The organism is Steroidobacter sp. (genome assembly GCF_016790065.1).
Taxonomy (GTDB): Bacteria; Pseudomonadota; Gammaproteobacteria; order Steroidobacterales; family Steroidobacteraceae; genus Steroidobacter.
The window spans coordinates 1-18,519 of record NZ_JAEUPY010000203.1 but is presented as its reverse complement, the minus strand read 5'-3'; the positions used below and the strand labels follow the sequence as shown (position 1 = coordinate 18,519).

General features: G+C 60.9%; 17 protein-coding genes. 14 read left to right on the top strand and 3 right to left on the bottom strand.

Annotated elements, in window-relative coordinates:
* A partial coding sequence (locus JNL55_RS08815) for an FAD-dependent oxidoreductase (protein WP_293852143.1) occupies positions 1–588 on the top strand: 588 nt, incomplete at its 5' end.
* A gap of 129 nt (positions 589–717) precedes the next feature.
* Complete coding sequence (mscL, locus tag JNL55_RS08810) at positions 718–1,125, top strand: large-conductance mechanosensitive channel protein MscL (RefSeq protein WP_293852140.1); 408 nt, start codon at positions 718–720, stop codon at positions 1,123–1,125.
* A 284-nt stretch (positions 1,126–1,409) separates the two neighbouring features.
* Here mscL and pepQ read toward each other — a convergent pair whose 3' ends face one another.
* Together pepQ and JNL55_RS08800 are read right to left on the bottom strand one after the other, a co-directional pair.
* On the bottom strand, positions 1,410–2,741 hold the full coding sequence (pepQ, locus tag JNL55_RS08805) for a Xaa-Pro dipeptidase (RefSeq protein WP_293852137.1): 1,332 nt from the start codon (positions 2,739–2,741) through the stop codon (positions 1,410–1,412).
* A gap of 33 nt (positions 2,742–2,774) precedes the next feature.
* Complete coding sequence (locus JNL55_RS08800; RefSeq protein ID WP_293852134.1) at positions 2,775–3,470, bottom strand: 2-keto-4-pentenoate hydratase; 696 nt, start codon at positions 3,468–3,470, stop codon at positions 2,775–2,777.
* A gap of 320 nt (positions 3,471–3,790) precedes the next feature.
* Between JNL55_RS08800 and JNL55_RS08795 the strand changes: the two genes are divergently transcribed.
* Together JNL55_RS08795 and JNL55_RS08790 are read left to right on the top strand one after the other, a co-directional pair.
* Positions 3,791–4,072 (top strand): hypothetical protein, encoded by a 282-nt coding sequence (locus tag JNL55_RS08795; protein ID WP_293852132.1) that lies wholly within the window; start codon positions 3,791–3,793, stop codon positions 4,070–4,072.
* Positions 4,073–4,265: 193 nt separating this feature from the next.
* Positions 4,266–4,823: a GNAT family N-acetyltransferase gene (locus JNL55_RS08790; protein ID WP_293852130.1), complete on the top strand. Its 558-nt coding sequence runs from the start codon at positions 4,266–4,268 to the stop codon at positions 4,821–4,823.
* Positions 4,824–4,837: 14 nt separating this feature from the next.
* Here the strand turns inward: JNL55_RS08790 and uvrA are convergent, their stop codons facing one another.
* A complete protein-coding gene (gene uvrA, locus JNL55_RS08785) occupies positions 4,838–7,693 on the bottom strand; it encodes an excinuclease ABC subunit UvrA (protein ID WP_293852128.1) in 2,856 nt (951 codons plus the stop codon).
* 238 nt (positions 7,694–7,931) lie between these two features.
* On the opposite strand from uvrA, the gene ssb reads away from it, so the two are divergent.
* The 10 genes from ssb to JNL55_RS08735 form a co-directional block, all read left to right on the top strand.
* A complete protein-coding gene (gene ssb, locus JNL55_RS08780) occupies positions 7,932–8,432 on the top strand; it encodes a single-stranded DNA-binding protein (RefSeq protein ID WP_293852125.1) in 501 nt (166 codons plus the stop codon).
* 184 nt (positions 8,433–8,616) lie between these two features.
* Complete coding sequence (miaB, locus tag JNL55_RS08775) at positions 8,617–9,993, top strand: tRNA (N6-isopentenyl adenosine(37)-C2)-methylthiotransferase MiaB (protein WP_293852122.1); 1,377 nt, start codon at positions 8,617–8,619, stop codon at positions 9,991–9,993.
* Positions 9,990–11,030, top strand: coding sequence for a PhoH family protein (locus JNL55_RS08770; RefSeq protein WP_293852119.1), 1,041 nt, complete (start codon positions 9,990–9,992; stop codon positions 11,028–11,030). The genes miaB and JNL55_RS08770 overlap by 4 nt, the downstream gene beginning before the upstream one ends.
* 20 nt (positions 11,031–11,050) lie before the next feature.
* Complete coding sequence (gene ybeY, locus JNL55_RS08765) at positions 11,051–11,530, top strand: rRNA maturation RNase YbeY (RefSeq protein WP_415923040.1); 480 nt, start codon at positions 11,051–11,053, stop codon at positions 11,528–11,530.
* Positions 11,523–12,374 carry an HlyC/CorC family transporter gene (locus JNL55_RS08760; protein ID WP_293852113.1) on the top strand — a complete coding sequence of 284 codons (852 nt, stop codon included), beginning with the start codon at positions 11,523–11,525 and terminating at the stop codon, positions 12,372–12,374. Before ybeY ends, JNL55_RS08760 begins: the two co-directional genes overlap by 8 nt.
* A 24-nt stretch (positions 12,375–12,398) precedes the next feature.
* Positions 12,399–13,934 (top strand): apolipoprotein N-acyltransferase, encoded by a 1,536-nt coding sequence (gene lnt, locus JNL55_RS08755; RefSeq protein ID WP_293852110.1) that lies wholly within the window; start codon positions 12,399–12,401, stop codon positions 13,932–13,934.
* A 209-nt stretch (positions 13,935–14,143) separates the two neighbouring features.
* The gene (locus JNL55_RS08750) at positions 14,144–14,788 is read left to right on the top strand and encodes an FMN-binding negative transcriptional regulator (RefSeq protein ID WP_293852108.1); all 645 of its coding nucleotides are present in this window, start codon (positions 14,144–14,146) and stop codon (positions 14,786–14,788) included.
* Between the two features lie 187 nt (positions 14,789–14,975).
* Positions 14,976–15,758: an undecaprenyl-diphosphate phosphatase gene (locus JNL55_RS08745; protein WP_293852106.1), complete on the top strand. Its 783-nt coding sequence runs from the start codon at positions 14,976–14,978 to the stop codon at positions 15,756–15,758.
* Positions 15,759–15,768: 10 nt separating this feature from the next.
* Positions 15,769–17,037 (top strand): dicarboxylate/amino acid:cation symporter, encoded by a 1,269-nt coding sequence (locus tag JNL55_RS08740; RefSeq protein WP_293852103.1) that lies wholly within the window; start codon positions 15,769–15,771, stop codon positions 17,035–17,037.
* 114 nt (positions 17,038–17,151) lie between these two features.
* The coding region (locus JNL55_RS08735; protein ID WP_293852100.1) for a universal stress protein at positions 17,152–18,519 on the top strand (1,368 nt) is incomplete at its 3' end.

The following is an 18,519-nucleotide window of genomic DNA, read 5'->3' as shown; positions in this document are numbered from 1 at the left end:
GGCCGCACCGGCAACTCGGACAAGCTCAAGTTGGAGCACATCGGTCTGAAAGCCAACAGCCGTGGCCAGATCGAAGTGAATGAGCACTATCAGACGGCACTGGCTCACATCTATGCGGTGGGCGACATCGTCGGGCCGCCGGCGCTGGCCAGTGCCGCTTATGTGCAGGGCTCGCATGCTGTTCAGCACATGCTCGATCCAAGCGTTCCGCCGCACAGCACTGCGACCATCCCGAGCGGCATTTATACGATTCCCGAGATCTCCTCCATCGGCCGCAGCGAGCGCGAGCTGCAGGAAGCCAAGGTGCCGTATGAAGTCGGTCACTGCGCGTTCAAGAATCTGGCGCGAGCACAGATGACGGACGAGCGCGTCGGCATGCTCAAGATCATTTTCCATGCCGAAACCTTGCAGGTGCTGGGCGTGCACTGTTTCGGCGATAACGCCTCGGAAATCGTGCACATCGGCCAGACGGTCATGGCCGGCACCAACAACAACATCCGCTACTTCACCCAGACCACGTTCAATTATCCGACCATGGCCGAGGCCTATCGGGTGGCGGCGTACAACGGCATCAACCGGTTGACCTGAACGTCGCAGGGGACAGGACTCAGCAGAGGGGACAGATTCAAAATCTGTCCCCAATCGTCGCGTGCGATTACATCCGCACGTCAGTTGGCGTATCGTCGCGTTGCGCTAACAACTCCAATCGAGGTGGCTATGAGCTTCGTCAAGGAATTCCGGGAATTCGCCGTCAAGGGCAACGTGGTCGACATGGCCGTCGGTATCATCATCGGTGCGGCTTTCGGCAAGATCGTCAGCTCTTTGGTCAGTGACGTGGTCACGCCACCGCTGGGCTATCTGATCGGCGGTGTGGACTTCACCAAACTCGCCATCACGCTGCCGGCGATTGCCGAAGGCGCTGAGCCGGTCACCATTCGCTATGGCACGTTCCTGCAAGCGACGTTCGATTTCGTGATCGTGGCGTTGGCGATTTTCATGCTGGTGAAGCTGATCAATCGGCTGCGTCGTGCTGAGGAAGCCAAGCCTGCTGCTCCGGCGCCTCCGCCGAAACAGGAAGTCTTGCTTGAAGAGATTCGGGATCTGCTGAAACAGCAGCAACGCTGACGAGCCTTTTTAAGAGGCTCGGAGTCGGGCCTCAGTGGCTGGCGCGGCGTCGGGGGACTTTCCTCCTCCCGGCACCGCTGCACTCGCCGCGGCACGCAGACGCGTGTCGCTGCGCTTGTACATCCATGTAGCGCTATGGGACCAGCATCCCTGCTGGATCCAATTGCCGGGAGGAGGAAAGTCCCCCGACCCCGCGCCTAAACGACCGTGATGGTCGTCAGGTACTGCCGGAGCGGGCGATGCTCTTCTTCTCCTGCCTCGTCTCCTTCCATGCAAAACCGGTTTTATCCGGCAGCCGTGGCGGCGGCGAACGCCGGGCGCGTGAGGTTCTCTGGCTCGCCGTTCGTGGCCGCGACGTTGTCTTCGACTCGGATGCCGCCGTACGGTTTGAAGCGCTCGACTTGTTGCCAGTTGATCTTGGATCCGAGAGGTGAGGTCCGTGCTGTCGCTAGCAGCGAGTCAATGAAATACAGCCCAGGCTCAATCGTGACCACGAAGCCAGGCTCGAGCGTCCGAGTCAGTCGCAAGTAAGGATGCCCGGTTGGTCTCGCTTTCTGCTTCCCATCCGGCGTCACAGTGAACCCAGCGACGTCGTGGACTTGCAGTCCGAGCAGATGCCCGATGCCGTGAGGAAAGAACACACTACTCAACCCACTCGTCGCTGCTTCTTCAGCCGAAGCGCTAATCACATCGAAGTCGCGCAGAATCTTAGCGACCCTCCGATGAGCGCTGAGATGAATGTCCGCGTAGTCAACGCCAGCGCGTACCTCAGAACACAACCCTAACTGTTCGACATCCATCGCTCGAATCATCGCAGCGAAGTCATCGTCCTCGCGTGAGTACGTGCGCGTCACGTCCGACGCGTAGCCGTGAACCTGCGCGCCAGCATCGATTAGAAACGACCGCAACTGAGCAGGCACTGCACGTTCCTGATTCTGGTAATGCAGAACCGCAGAGTTGGCATTGAGCGCGACGATGTTGGGGTAGGGCAGCTCATTCTCTGTTTGCCCAGTCGCCCGGATGTACGCCATGTTGATCTCGTACTCCGACGCTCCGCCACGAAAAGCGGCCTCAGCAACCTTGTGCGCTCGTGCAGAAAGCTGCGACGCTCGCCGCATGCATTCGAGTTCGTATTCAGTCTTGAATGCGCGCACGTAGTGCAAGCGATGCATCAGCGCTTCGGGATTGCGACCGGTGAATCCCCAATCAGCAAACTCTTCGCGCCATTCGCCAACGAATGCGCAGCGAGTTACAACGGATACGAAAGCCTTGGCTTCCGGCGCCTCGCGAATGATCTTGATGTCGAACGAATCGGTCCAGAAATCGCTCGGCATCTCAGGCGGCTTGTACCAATAGTCGTTCGGCTGCAGAAACACCAACTGCAAGCGCTGGCCGGGGCGATACACGATCCAGCAATCCGCAGCTTCAGCCAACGGCGTCCACCAGCGGAAATGCGGATTGGGCTTGAACGGGTAGGGCTGGTCGTCCAGGAACTGCATGTGCTGGCCGCCGGCATAGATGGCCAGCGCGTCGAAACCGGTGGCGGCAAGCGCCTCGTCGGTGTGGCGGCGCTGGATTTCCAGGTGCTTGGCGTACAGTGGCTTGAGTGCGGTCATAACGATTCCACTGATGTAATCCGTGGGAACAGGTCAGTCGCTCACGTTGATGGCGAGCGTGGCCCATTGCTGCTGGTTGGAATGGTAACCGGCCACGCAGTGACCTGTCGTGGCGGGCAACATCCTACCCAGCGAGCCGGTGAGCAAGATCTGCCCGGGCTGAATTTTCCAGCCTTGCGCCAACATCTGATTCACCAACCACAGTGCTGCGCGCCATTGATCGCCGAGCGAATCGGTGCCCTTGCCGGTGAACATTTCTTTGTCGTTGCACACGAGCCGAATGTCGACGCTGTTCGGATCGCGCGTTTGTGGCGAGACGAAGTCGCCGACGATGTACTTCGACGCGGCGACGTTGGTGGCGACGATGTCGACGGCGTCGAGTGCCTGCGGTTGAACGTAATCAAGATTGGGCAGTTCGATGGCGGGCGCGATGCCGTCGATGTGAGCGCGTAACGCTGCGACGTCCGGCAGCGGTTTGTCGATGGCAGTGCCGATGCGCATCGCGATCTCGACTTCGATGTGCAGTCCTCGCACTTCGCGCAAGCTCAAAGTTGTTCCAGATTGTAACGAGCCTTCCTTGAACAGCACGCCGGCCACTGCGCCATCGGTTTTGAAGCGCGCTTGCGCCGGTGCTGAAGTCAAACCTGCTTTGAAGCCTGCGGGACTGGCGCCGCGCAGTTTTGCGCGCACGCTGCGCGTCTGCACGTCGTAAGCAGAATTAATTGTCAACGTTTCGTCAATGTTGGGCAGCGGGCGCTGCTCGCGCCACGATGTCACTATTTCGTCAACGACGCGGTGCTGTGGCGAACTGCACGCGCTGACAGTGAGACAGATCAATGACATCGACGCGACCACGCGCGCGACACTGCTTTTCAAGTGAGTTGCTGCGATGTCTCGGCGCGGCGACGTTACAGTTGTCATGAGGCTCGACTGTTTCAAACGTAAGTGAAACATCTTAGACTCCGGCGCGCGCATAGGAAGAGTGGCGCAAGCCATCGAACTTCCATTGCTGTCCGTCAACCTATCATCACATTGGGGTGATCGATCACATGAACACGAAAATGATTCTCGCCGCTCTGGCGCTGTCGCTGTCCCTCGCTGCTTGCGCCAAGAAGGAAGAGGCTCCGGTCGAAGCCGCTCAGGAAGCCGCTGCTACGGCAACTGACGCTGCTGCTGCTGCCGGCGATGCCGCTGCCACCGCTGGCGAGGCTGCTACCGATGCCGCCGCTGCCGCTGGTGACGCTGCTGCCGCCGCTGGCGAAGCCGCTGCCGATGCCGCCACTGCTCCTGCTGCTCCGGCCGCTGAGACGACTCCGCCTCCGGCTCACTAATCGAGCTTGGGGACAGTGGGGGACAGATTTAAATCTGTCCCCGGTCGCTGTCCTTATGCACCCGGGCGGGTTCTCCGCCCGGTTGCTTGCCGGGATCGCCCTGATCCCAGGTACGCGGGGATCACCGATATGGACGTTGCCCGCTTTAGCTGTAACCTAAGCACGCATTCAAATTAGCCGCACAGCGGGTGCTGTGGGCGTCGAACATCGGAGGTGGCAAGGGATTCGCCAGCAACCCGTGCCCGTCAGTATTCGCGATGCCTTGAACTCTCCCCGCGACCGTCAATGGATCCAGGCGCAATATCCTGAGTATCTGGAAGACCTGTCGCGCATGAGCATGAACACCGGGATCTTTCCGGCCACCCGTGAGGTGCAGACGGAATTGATGGCCCGCTGGTTCGCCGACGACAGCTCCTATCCGCTGATCATTCTGAAGAACGAGCAGCCGGTCGGCTTCGCGCTGGTCAGCCGCCCGCCGCGCAATCGCCGCGACCAGGTCGATTTTCGCATGGCCGAGTTTTTCATCGCCTTCAAGTCCCGCCGCTTAGGGATAGGGCGAGATGCCGCGCAACTGATTTTCAATCGCTTCGCCGGCAGTTGGGAGATCACCGAGTTTCTCCACAACAAGACCGCGGTGAGCTTCTGGCGCATGATCCTGAGCGAATACACCAGCGGCAAATTCCAAGAAAAAGTGGCGCACGGCGAAGTGCACCAGACCTTCACTTCCGGGCCCAAGCCCAGAGCTCGCTGAGACGGCTTGGTGCGCTAGGCCCGCTTCCGCGCCGCCGGCTGTTTCTTCTTGTCCAGAATCGGCTTTAAATATTTGCCGGTGTAGGAGCCTTTGGCCTGCGCGATCTTCTCCGGAGTGCCAGTGGCGACGATGGTGCCGCCACCGCCACCGCCTTCGGGACCCAGGTCGATGATCCAGTCGGCGGTCTTGATGACGTCGAGGTTGTGCTCGATGACCACGATGGTGTTGCCTTCGTCGCGTAGACGATGCAGCACGCCGAGTAACTGCTCGATGTCGAAGAAGTGCAGGCCGGTGGTCGGCTCGTCCAGGATATAGAGCGTGCGGCCGGTCGAGCGCTTCGACAATTCCTTGGCGAGTTTCACGCGCTGCGCTTCGCCGCCTGACAGGGTTGTGGCGTTCTGGCCCAGCCGGATATACGACAAGCCAACGTCCATCAACGTTTGCAGCTTGGGCGCGATCACCGGTGCGTGCCGGAAAAACTCCAGCGCGTCTTCGACGGTCATCTCCAGCACTTCGCTGATGTTCTTGCTCTTGTAACGAATCTCCAAGGTCTCGCGGTTGTAGCGCTTGCCTTTGCAAACATCGCAGGCCACGTACACGTCTGGCAGGAAGTGCATTTCCACCTTGATGACGCCGTCGCCCTGGCAGGCTTCGCAGCGGCCGCCTTTGACGTTGAAGCTGAAACGGCCGGCTTCGTAGCCGCGGGCGCGAGCTTCCGGCACACCGGCGAAGATGTCGCGAATAGGCGTGAACAAGCCGGTGTAGGTCGCGGGATTGGAGCGAGGCGTGCGACCGATGGGGCTCTGGTCGATATCGATGACACGATCGATCTCATCCAAGCCCTCGACACCATCGCTGGGCGCCGGATCGGTGGAAGCATCGTTCAACTGACGCGCCACGAATTGATACAGCGTGTCGTTCACCAACGTCGACTTGCCTGAGCCTGAAACGCCAGTCACGCACGTCATCACGCCCAGCGGAATATCGACGGTCACGCCTTTCAAGTTATTGCCGCGTGCATTGAGGATGCGCAGATGCCGATCTTCCTGCACTGGCGTGCGTACCGGAGGAATCGCAATCTCACGTTTGCCGGACAGATACTGACCAGTGATCGAATTCGCATCGGCCGCGATCTCGGCCGGCGTGCCTTGTGCGATGACCAAGCCACCGTGCACACCTGCGCCCGGGCCAAGGTCGACCACATGATCGGCGTGACGAATCGCATCCTCGTCGTGCTCGACCACCAGCACGGTGTTGCCTAAATCGCGCAGTCGATTCAGCGTCAACAACAACCGATCGTTGTCGCGCTGATGCAAGCCGATGGACGGCTCATCGAGAATGTACATACAACCGACCAGGCCCGAGCCGATCTGGCTGGCCAGTCGAATGCGTTGTGCCTCGCCGCCGGACAAGGTATCGGCGCTGCGGTCCAAGGTCAGATAGTCGAGACCGACGTCGCTAAGGAACCGCAACCGTTCGCCGATCTCTTTCACGATCTTGCCGGCGATCTCGCCGCGCCAGCCGTCCAGCTTCAAATCCGCGCTGAAGCTCAACGCATCGGCGACCGCGAGCTTGGCTAGATCCGGCAAGCTGCGTTCGGCAACGAACACGTTGCGTGCCGCTCGATTCAAACGAGTGCCGTTACAGTCGGGGCAGGATTGATTGCTGAGATATTTGGCGAGCTCTTCGCGCACGGCAATCGATTCGGTCTCCCGATAACGCCGCTCCAGGTTAGGAATCACGCCTTCCCATTTGTGCGAACGACGCAGCGTGCCGCCCTGAGCGTTGACGTATTTGAAATCGATCTTGTCCTCGCCGCTGCCATAGAGCACCACCTTCTGGTACTTGGCCGGCAGGTCCTGCCACTGTTCTTCGACGTCGAACTTGTAATGCTTGGCCAGCGATTGCATCAATGCGAAGTAATAAGCGTTGCGACGATCCCAGCCGCGAATCGCGCCGCCCGCCAGCGACAGATTCGGATGATGGACCACACGCGACGGATCGAAGAACTGTTGCACGCCCAGTCCCGAACAAGTGCCGCAGGCACCGGCCGGGTTGTTGAACGAGAACAGCTTCGGCTCGAGATCCGCGATGCTGTAGCCGCAGACCGTGCAGGCGAACTTATCCGAGAACACCAGCTCTTCACGCTTCGGATCGTCCATGAACGAAATGCGCGCGACGCCATCGGCCATGCGCAGCGCGGTTTCAAACGATTCGGCGAGTCGTTGTCCAGCGTCGGCACGCACCTTCAACCGGTCGACTACCGCATCGATGCTGTGTTTCTTTTTCGGATCGAGCTTGGGAGCTTCTTCCAGCTCGACCACCTTGCCGTCGATGCGTGCACGCACGAAGCCTTGGCCACGCAGTTGTTCGAGCACTTGCGCGTGCTCGCCTTTGCGAGCATCGATCAATGGAGCGAGCAGCAGCAGCGGGGTGCCTTCGGAAAGGCGCATCACTTGATCGACCATCTGACTCACCGTCTGCGCGGCGAGATCGACGCCGTGATCGGGACAACGCGGCGTACCGACGCGTGCGAACAGCAGGCGCAAGTGGTCGTAGATCTCAGTGACCGTGCCGACTGTCGACCGCGGATTGTGCGAGGTCGACTTCTGCTCGATGGCGATGGCCGGCGACAAGCCTTCGATGGAATCGATGTCCGGCTTTTCCATCATCGACAGGAATTGCCGCGCGTAGGCCGACAGCGATTCGACATAGCGCCGCTGACCTTCGGCGTAGATGGTGTCGAACGCCAGCGACGATTTGCCGGAGCCCGACAAGCCGGTGAACACGATCAGCTTGTCCCGCGGCAACTCGAGGTCGATGTTGCGCAGGTTGTGAGTGCGGGCGCCGCGGATGACGATGGAGGGCATGGGTTCCGTACGTGGCGTCGATTGGGGACCGTTCAATATACGGGCGCGGGCAACCTCGGGGCAAAACGTGGTCATCCAGCGGCAGGGATTCGGCGCCTCCCGGGCCGCCCGGCCAAGCACGAATCGGCCGGTTGGTGGACTGCAAATAACTGGCAGTTTCGCGGCCATAGAATCTTCTGCGAGGCCACGCCGGCGCGTTTACAATCGCCGCCTTCACTGCATTCGAGGTTCGCTAGTCATGGCGCGCGGTATCAATAAAGTCATTCTGGTGGGTAACTTGGGAGCGGATCCCGAGACGCGCTACATGCCCAGCGGCAAGGCCGTCACCAACATCCGCATCGCCACCAGCGAGTCCTGGAAGGACAAGCAGACGGGCGACCAGCAGGAGCGCACCGAATGGCACGCCGTGGTCCTCTACGACAAGCTGGGAGAGATTTCCGCGGAGTACCTGCGCAAAGGCTCGCAGGTGTACATCGAAGGCGCCCTGCGCACCCGTAAGTGGCAGGACAAGGAAGGCAAGGACCGTTACACCACCGAAATCATCGCGCAGAACATGCAGATGCTCGGCGGCCGCGCAGGCGGCGGGGGTGGTGGGGGCGGTGGCGGCGGCGGCTTCGGCGGTGGTGGCGACGAAGAACAGCCGCGCCGTGCTCCGTCCCGGCCCGCGCAGAATGAGCGTTCCGCGCCCCCGCCGGCCGATGATGGCGGCGGCGGCTTCGACGACGACATCCCGTTTTAACCGGGGTCAAGCCCCTGGCCTTGAGTCTAGGGGCTTGAATTAACAGAACATTGCCCAATCTCTCGGGGCCCGCCAGCCAAACTGTGCTGCCGGGCCCCGAAATCCGTTCGCCGGTGGAAAAGCCCCGGCGCGGCCCTTATCCTAGTCAGCCCCCATAGCTCGCTTCGTCCGCCGTTCCAACCCAATGCCTCGCGTCTTTATCCGCACCTTTGGCTGCCAGATGAATGAGTACGACTCCGCCCGAATGGTGGACGTGCTGCGCGAGTCCGAAGGCTACGAAGTCACCGAGGATCCGGCCCAGGCCGACCTGCTGTTGCTCAATACCTGCTCGGTGCGCGAAAAGGCGCAGGAGAAGGTGTTCTCGCAGCTGGGTGGTTGGCGGCAACTGAAAAAGGACAACCCGAACCTGCTGATCGGTGTGGGCGGCTGTGTGGCCAGCCAGGAAGGCGACGGCATCACCAAACGTGCGCCGTATGTGGACCTGGTGTTCGGGCCGCAGACCCTGCATCGCCTGCCCGACATGATCCGCGAGATCCGCTCGGCCGGCCGCTCCGTGGTCGACGTGAGCTTTCCGGAAATCGAAAAGTTCGATCATTTGCCGGCGCCGCGCTCGGAAGGCGCGACCGCCTTCGTGTCCATCATGGAAGGCTGCAGCAAGTACTGCACTTTCTGTGTCGTGCCGTACACGCGCGGCGAAGAAGTCAGTCGGCCGTTCGAGTCGGTGATGCTGGAGATTCGCCAGCTGGCCGACCAGGGCGTGAAAGAAATCAATCTATTGGGTCAGAACGTCAACGCGTACAACGGCCCGATGGAAGATGGAACACCTTGCGATCTGGGCACATTGATTTATTGCGTGGCCGAGGTGTCGGGCATCGAGCGCATCCGCTTCACGACGTCCCATCCGGTCGAGTTCAAGGATTCATTGATCGAGGCTTATCGCGACGTGCCGCAGCTCGCGAATTATTTGCATCTGCCGGTGCAGTCCGGTTCGGATCGCATTCTGATGGCGATGAAGCGTGGCTACACCGCGCTCGAATACAAACAAAAGATCCGCAAGCTGCGCGCGGTGCGCCCCGATATCACCATCTCGTCGGATTTCATCATCGGCTTTCCGGGCGAGACCGACAAAGATTTCGAAGCGACCATGAATCTGGTCGCCGATGTCGGCTTCGATCAATCTTTCAGTTTCATTTACAGCCGTCGCCCCGGTACGCCGGCGGCGTCGTTGCCGGACGATGTGTCTCAGGAAGAGAAGCACAAGCGCTTGGAGATTCTGCAGGCGCGCATCAATCAGCAGCATGTGGAGATCAGTCGTCGCATGGTCGGCACGGTACAACGCGTGCTGGTCGAGCGGCCCGCGAAAAAACACACCGGGCAGATTGCCGGCAAGACCGAGAACATGCGCTGGGTCAATTTCGACGGCCCGCACTCGCTGATCAATCAGTTCGCCAATGTGTTGATCACCGAAGCCATGCCGAATTCGTTGCGTGGCCGCTTGGTCGGCGCCGGCGAAACCTCTTCCTTCCCGGCCGCGGCGTCGCTCGCCGTGGCTGCCCAATGAATTCGCGTGAGCGCACGCGTGGCACGGCATTGAACGCATCCACAGCAACGCGTGATCTCGCGTTCGAGCCGGTCGATAACGCCAGGCTCGCCAATTTTGTCGGCCCCATGGACGAGAACCTGCGTCACGTCGAGCAGCGGCTCAACGTGCAGGTGCATCGCCGTGGCGGTCATGTCGAAGTGTCGGGTACCACGGTGGCAACGAATGCCGCCGAACGCGTACTACGACGGTTGTTCGAGCTGTCGTCCAAAGAAGCAATCACACCGGAACGTGTGCACTTAGCAGTGCAGGAGGCAGGGATGGAAGAATCAACGGCGCCAGTGCTGGTCGCGCCTCGTCCTTCGGATGAAGTGACGATTCATACCCAACGCGGCGGAATCCGCGGTCGCGGCCAGAATCAACGACAATATTTGCACAACATACATACCAACGATCTGACGTTCGGTATCGGGCCTGCGGGCACGGGCAAAACGTATCTCGCCGTGGCTTGCGCGGTCGAGGCGTTACAAACGGATCGCGTGCGTCGTATCGTGTTGGTGCGCCCGGCGGTGGAAGCGGGCGAACGCCTGGGCTTCCTGCCCGGCGACATCGGCCAGAAAGTGGATCCGTATCTGCGTCCCATGTATGACGCGCTGTACGACATGATGGGCTTCGATCGCGTGGCGCGAGCCATCGAGCGGCAAGTGATCGAAATCGCGCCGCTGGCCTTCATGCGCGGCCGCTCCCTTAATGACTCCTTCATCATTCTGGACGAAGCTCAGAACACTTCGGTCGAGCAAATGAAAATGTTTCTGACGCGCATGGGCTTCGGCTCCAAGGCAGTGGTCACGGGCGACATCACCCAGACCGATCTGCCCAAACAGCAGCTGTCCGGTCTGAAACATGTGATGAACGTATTACCGGGCGTGGAAGGCGTGGCCTTCACCAACTTCACTTCGCGTGACGTGGTCAGGCATCCGTTGGTGCAGCGGATCGTGCAGGCGTACGAACAAAAGCAGGCGGCGCTTCCGGACCGGCCTGGAGGCGACGGAGCTTGAAATTGGCCGTGACCGTGCAAATGGCAAGTTCGCGTCGCGGCGTACCGCATGCCCGGAGTCTGAACCGGTGGGCGCAGGCTGCCTGCGCTCACTATGCGCCGCGTGGCGAGCGCGATCTGGAACTCACCATTCGTATCGTCGGCGCCGCCGAGAGCCGCCGGTTGAATCGCACCTGGCGCGCCAAAGACAAACCCACCAATGTTTTGTCGTTCCCTGCCGCGCCGTTGGCGCCGGGGAAAACCGGCGCGCCGCCTCGGCTGTCGGCCAAAGAGTTTCCGGGACTTGAAGAGCTCGGCGATCTCGCCATCTGTGCGCCCGTGGTGGCGCGCGAGGCGAAAGAGCAGGGCAAGGAGTCGCAGGCGCATTGGGCTCACATGGTGGTACATGGCGTACTGCACCTGTTGGGCTTCGATCACGAGACCGAGCGTGACGCCAATGTCATGGAAGCCCGCGAAGTGAAGATTCTGGCGCAATTCGGATACCGTAACCCTTATGCCTGAAGAGCACAGTCACACCGGCAGTTGGCTGCGACGGATCACCGGCTCGCTGAGCGGCGAACCTCGCGATCTGGAACATCTCACTGAAGTGCTGGGGCAGGCGCGCGAGCGGGGCATCATCGATGCCGACGCGCACGAAATGCTCGAAGGCGTATTCCGCGTCATCGAACTGCAAGTCCGCGACATCATGGTGCCGCGCTCGCAGATGATCATCGTCAACCGCGACGATCCGCCGGAAGAAATCCTGCCCATGGTGGTGGAGCACGGCCACTCGCGCTACCCGGTCATCGGCGACGATCGCGATCAGATCGCCGGCATCCTGCTCGCCAAGGACCTGCTGCGTTATTTCGCCGACGGCGCGCGCGCCAATTTCGACATCAAGGAATGCTTGCGGCCGGCGGTGTTCATTCCGGAGAGCAAGCGGCTCAACGTACTGCTCAAGGAATTCCGCGTCAGTCATCACCACATGGCCATCGTGGTCGATGAGTACGGCGGCGTGTCGGGCCTGGTGACCATCGAAGACGTGCTGGAACAAATCGTCGGCGACATCGGCGACGAATACGACACCGACGACGACCTGGACATCCGCAAGGAAGGCGAGCGGCAGTTCACCGTCAAGGCGCAGACGCGCATCGACGAGTTCAACAGCTACTTCAGCACCGACTTCAGCGACGAAGAATTCGACACCATCGGCGGCCTGGCCATCAGCAGCCTGGGGCGCCTGCCTCGGCGCGGTGAATCTTTTTCGCTGGGCGGCCTCGAATTCAAAGTATTGCGTGCCGACCGGCGCAGACTCGACCTGCTGCGTGTCATCACGCCGCGCGATATCGAGCCGAAAGACGACTAATACTGCTAAGGACAACTGGCGCAGATGCCATCGCTACTGGAAGGGGATCGCAGCCTCGGCGTGCGCGCGTTCAAGTACTACACCCATTTGTCATTGCCAGTGGGCGCGGCCGTGTCGCTGGCGTTCGCGCCGTTCAATGTCTGGCCGCTGGCCGTGCTGTGCTTCGCGTATTTGTTTCTAGCGTGGCAGGACGCGACGCCTAAGCAAGCCGCCAAGCGCGGCTTCCTGTTTACCGCCGGCACTTATCTCGCCGGCACTTACTGGCTGTATCACAGCATCCATACCATCGGGAACGCGCCGCTGGTGCTGACGCTGTTCGTGATGTTGGCGCTGGTCGCCATCATGGCGGCCTACATGGCGTTGGTCGGCTATGCGTTGAAACGTTGGGTGCCTGCAGAAGGCGTGCTGCGTTGGTTGCTCGTGTTGCCGGCTGCCATCGTGATCCTCGAATGGTTTCGCGGTTGGTTTCTCAGCGGCTTCCCTTGGCTCGCGCTCGGCTATACGCAAACAGATACTTGGTTAGCTGGGTTCGCGCCTGTCGGCGGTGTGTACACCGTCAGTCTCGCGGTGACTCTGTGCGCCGGTGCCGTGACGGCGCTGATCTTGGGTGACAAGAACGCTCGCATCGCCGGCGTCAGTGTCATCGCTGTGCTGTGGCTCATCGGCTTGGGCTTGCACAACAAAGACTGGACGCAAAAGAACGGCGCGCCGATCAGTGTCGCCATCGTGCAAGGCGCCGTGCCTCAGGAAATGAAATGGGAAGAATCCCAGCGCGATAAGACGGTCGCTTTGTATCGCGATCTGACGGCGCTGCATCTGGGCACCCAGCTGATCATCTGGCCTGAGGCAGCACTGCCCGGCCTGTCGCACGAGTTCACCGACGTGTTGAGCCAAGAGTGGACCGCCGCGCATGCCAAAGGCTCGGCGCTGGTGATGGGCATCGCTCGTTACGATTTCGAAGAGCAGATGTACTACAACGCAGTGCTGGCGCTCGACAAAGAGCCGCAGTGGTACGCCAAGCGTCGTCTGGTGCCGCTCACCGAATATTTCCCTAAGCTGCCGGATTGGCTCACGGCCTGGCTGCGAGGTATGAACTTGCCGTACAGCGGTTTCAAAGCCGGTGTCGACAATCCGGATCCGCTGGATGCGGCTGGTCAGAAGTTGGCGCTGACCATTTGTTATGAAGACGCCTACGCGTCGGAGCAACTGGACGTCTTGAAAAGCGCGACCTTGTTGGTGAACGTGACCAATGACGCGTGGTTCGGCGATTCCACAGCCGCGCATCAACATCTACAGATCAGTCGCATGCGGGCGCTCGAAGCTGGCAGGCAGATGATGCGCGCTGCCAACGACGGCATTTCAGCCATCATCGATGCCAACGGCGCCGTGGAAAAAACGTTTCCCCGCTTCAAGCCGGGCGTGCTTACCGGTGACGTGCAGCCGCGCGTCGGTCTGACGCCTTATGCCAGCGTGGGCAATTGGCCCGTCATCATCGTCAGTTTCTTGTTGCTAGCCGCCGGCTTCTGGCCGCGACTGCGCTCCCGCCCCGCCGCCCGCTGATGCGTTTATAGCTGGCGCGAATGGCCCGCGCTCAGTAATAAACGATCCCGTCGCACACGCGGGCAGTTGCGACTCTCGGTACTCTCCGCGCCGGTCGCCGCACCGCTGCGGTCGTTTTCATTGCTAAGTTGGACACCGAGCCGGCAAAGCCGCCGGTTCGATAGCAAATACTATTCGCCGCTTCTCGGGCGATGTTTTGGGGTTAGATGATGAATGCCAGGGTGGATCGTTTCGCGCCGCGTTCCGATGCGGATTTGTTACGGCTCGTGCAACAGCAGCCGCTTGCTTGGGTGGTCTCGGGGAGCGGGGACAATTTCCGCGCCACGCTGTTGCCCATCCTGGCTGAAACCGATGGCGAGGGTCGCATCGAGCGCCTGGTCGGTCACTTCGCGCGCTCCAACGATCAATTCAAATTACTGATGCAGGATCCCAAGGCCGTCATGTTGGTGCTGGGCACGAACGGCTACATCTCGCCGTCCTGGATGCAGGACAAGACGCAAGCGCCTACCTGGAACTACGCCAGCGCGCAGTTCTTTGTCGACGTGGATTTTTTCGAAGAGCCGCCGGCCATCGAAGAGCATTTGCGCGAGCTGGTGGGCACGATGGAAGGGCAGACCACGCGCGAGTCCACCTCAGCGGAGTGGAAAGTCGATGACATGGGAGCGCGGTACGCGTCGCTATCGCGGGGCGTGATTGGTTTCCGTGCCAAGGTCAACAAGGTGCGCGCCAAGTTCAAGCTGGGCCAGGATGAACGCGACGACGTGTTCGCCGACATCATGACCGGCCTGCGTGACGGCGGCGGCAGCGGCGAGCTGCAAGAATGGATGCGTGAGTTCAATCCCGGCCGAGGCTGAGCTCGCGCCGCTTCTGTCGAAAAGCTGGCCGGTGACTTCAGTGTAAATACTGTAAGCACCGGCTTAGGGCAGCGGCCCGCCCGCAGACGTTCCCAGAATGTATGCACGCCGCCCTCGTAAAGCCTGTCCCCAACTGCGCCACGCCAGTATCATTGGCCGATGTGCCTTTAAACGGTGACGGGGGCGAGTGGACAATTTTTTACAGGTCATCCTGCTCGGGATCATCGAGGGCATCACCGAATTCCTGCCCATTTCCAGCACCGGCCATCTACTGATTGCGCAACACTGGCTGGGCCGGCGCTCGGACCTGTTCACCGTGGCCATTCAGGCAGGCGCGATTCTGGCGGTGGTGGTCATTTATTGGCGGCGGCTGTGGAATCTGAGCGTCAATTTCCGGGAGCCGGATAATCGCGACTATCTGTTCAAGCTCACCTGGGCATTCCTGATCACGGTGGCCGGCGGCTTCACCGCCAAGGCACTCGGCCTGGAGTTGCCGGAAACGGTCGCGCCGATTGCGTGGGCCTTGATCATCGGCGGCTTGGCGATTTTCGCGGTCGAGGCCTATGCCGATCGACTCCCGCCGCGCGACACCCTGACTTGGAACGTGGCTACTTGGGTCGGCCTCGCGCAGATCCTGGCGGCGGTGTTTCCCGGTACGTCACGCTCGGCGGCCACTATCTTCGCCGCGATGCTTGCGGGTATGACGTCACGTCCGGCGGCGGCCGAGTTCGCGTTCCTGGTCGGCATTCCGACCATGTTCGCGGCCACGGCCTACGAATCGATGAAAATGATCGAAGCCGGCTCCATGGCCGATGAGAATTTCACCGAGCTGGGCGTGGGCTTCGTGGTCTCGGCCATCGTCGCGTTCATCGCTGTGAAGTGGTTATTGCAATACATTCAAACACACCGCTTCACTATTTTTGCCTGGTATCGCATCGCGCTGGGCGTGCTGTTGCTGGTTGTCGTGTAGGGGAGTCTGGATGCCGAATCGCCTCACTCGCTGGATCATCATCGGGCTGGTGCTCGGTATTGTCAGCGGCTATATCGCTTACGCTCATTTTCCGCAGTCCAGTGCCGGCTATGCCGAGGTGACTGGCTTACTGCCGACCATATTCTTACGTCTGATCAAGATGATCATTGCGCCGCTGGTGTTCGCTACCTTGGTGGTGGGCATCGCCAAGATGGGCGACATCGCCACCGTCGGCCGCGTCGGTGGCAAGGCACTGGCATGGTTCATCGGTGCTTCGTTGGTGTCGCTGACCTTGGGCTTGGTGCTGGTGCAGCTGTTCGAGCCAGGCCGAGCCATGCAGTTGGCGATTCCCGAAGTGACCGCGACTTCGGGCGTGAAGTCGGATGCGTTGTCGTTGAGCGGCTTCATCGCTCACACCATCCCGACCAGCGTCGTCGACGCGATGGCGCGCAACGAGATCCTGCAGATCGTGGTGTTCTCGCTGTTCTTCGGCACCGCCATGGCCGCGCTCGGTGCGCGTAGCAAGATCCTGATCGAAGTGATCGATGTGGTCGCGCACATCATGCTGAAGGTCACGGGCTACGTGATGTTGTTCGCACCGTTCGCCGTGTTCGGCGCGTTGGCCAGCACCGTTGCCAAAGAAGGGCTGGGCATCATCAAGGTGTACGGCATCTTCGTCAGCGAGTTCTATTTGGGCTTGGTGGTGCTATGGGCGTGCATCATCGTCGCCGGCGGCATGGTGATCGGGCCGCGCGTCATCCAACTCATTCGGCGGATCCGCGAGCCCATGCTGCTCGCCTTCTCGACCGCCAGCTCCGAAGCGGCCTATCCCAAGACGCTCGAGGAGTTGGAAAAATTCGGTTGTAGCAACCGCGTTGCCAGCTTCGTGCTGCCGGTGGGTTACTCGTTCAATCTCGACGGTTCGATGATGTATTGCACGTTCGCAATCATGTTCATCGCGCAGGTGTACGGCATCGAACTGACCATCGCGCAACAGATCCTGATGGTGGCCGTGTTGATGCTCACTTCCAAAGGCATCGCCGGCGTGCCACGCGCTTCGCTGGTAGTGATCGCGGCGACCTTGCCGCAGTTCGGCATTCCCGAAGCGGGCATGCTGCTGCTGTTGGGCATCGACCATTTCTTGGACATGGGCCGTACTGCCACCAACGTGCTGGGCAATAGCATCGCCACCGCCGTGGTCTCCAAGTGGGAAGGCGAGTTGCAGCCCGCGAATGCCAATGGCGAGCCGGTGCCTGCCGCCAGCGAGCGGGTCGGCTAAGTCGAGGATGGAGCGGTGGGGCCCCGGCCTCACCGCTCGAAATCTTCACACGTTCTGTCTGTCGGGGCGGCCGGCGGCGTGCTCAAATCGAGCCCTCGCCAATGACGCCACCTTATGAATGAGGCCCGTCCCGATCCCGATCGATTGTTGGCCGCGGTCACCGCCGAGGAAGCGCGGGAGCGACGCGGCAAGCTGAGGATTTTCTTCGGCGGTTCGGCCGGCGTCGGCAAGACCTACTCGATGCTGGAAGCCGCGCATCGGGTGCGTGCCACCGGCATCGATCTGGTGCTTGGATATATCGAGCCGCATGGCCGAGTCGAAACCGAACGGCTCCGAGACGGCCTGGAACAGCTGCCCACTTTGTCAGTCCAGTATCGCGGGCTGATTCGTCACGAATTCGATCTCGATGCCGCGCTTCAGCGCCGGCCCGCCATCTTGCTGGTGGATGAGCTTGCGCATTCCAATCTGATCGAAGGCGAGCCGCCGCCACGACATGCCAAACGCTGGCAAGACATCGAGGAACTGCTCGACGCCGGCATCGACGTGTGGACCACGGTCAACGTTCAACATCTGGAAAGCCTCAACGATCTGGTCGCACAGATCACCGGGGTGCGTCAGCGCGAGACCATTCCCGACCGCATTTTCGCCGAGGCCGACGAAGTCGAACTGATCGACCTGCCGCCTGACGATCTGCTGGGCCGGCTGAAAGCGGGGCGTATCTATTTGGCGGAAGAAGCGCGCACGGCGGCGGATCGTTTCTTTCGCAAGTCCAATCTCATCGCATTGCGTGAGCTGGCGTTGCGGCGGATGGCGGATCGTGTCGACGCAAGCGCCCGTGCCACTGCTACCTCGGACCACGCATCGCGAGCCTGGATGGCGCGAGATCGTTTGCTGGTTGCGGTCGGGCCGGATGAGCAGGCGGAACAGCTGGTGCGTGCCGGCAAGCGCATGGCCGATGCACTCGATGCGGCATGGTCGGTTGTCTATGTGGAGACGCCCGAGCTGCAGCGACTGTCACAACACGAACGCAATCGTCGTATCGACGTGTTGCGGCTCGCTGAATCGCTCGGCGCCGAGACCGTAACGTTGGATGGTCCGACGGCTGCAGAAACGCTGACTCAATATGCGCAGACTCGGAATGCCACTCGAGTTCTCGTCGGTGCGCCTAAGCGGCGTGGTTGGCGAGCTTTGTGGCGAGCGTCTACTGCCACGGCATTGGCGCGACAGGCTAAGGGGTTCGACGTCATCACCATTGCCATCGCCGCAGACGCTGCTCAGCGTGCGACTCAACCTCAAACAGATGCACCCGAGATTGCGACGCTCGTGCATTGGGATCGTTATCTATGGGCGTTCGCGACCACGCTGGTCTGCACGCTGATCGGCTTCGCCATGCTGCCTCGGTTCGAGCCGGTGAACATCGTGATGGTGTATGTGCTCGGTGCCACCGTTGCGGGGGTGCGATTCGGCCGCGGTCCGGCGGTA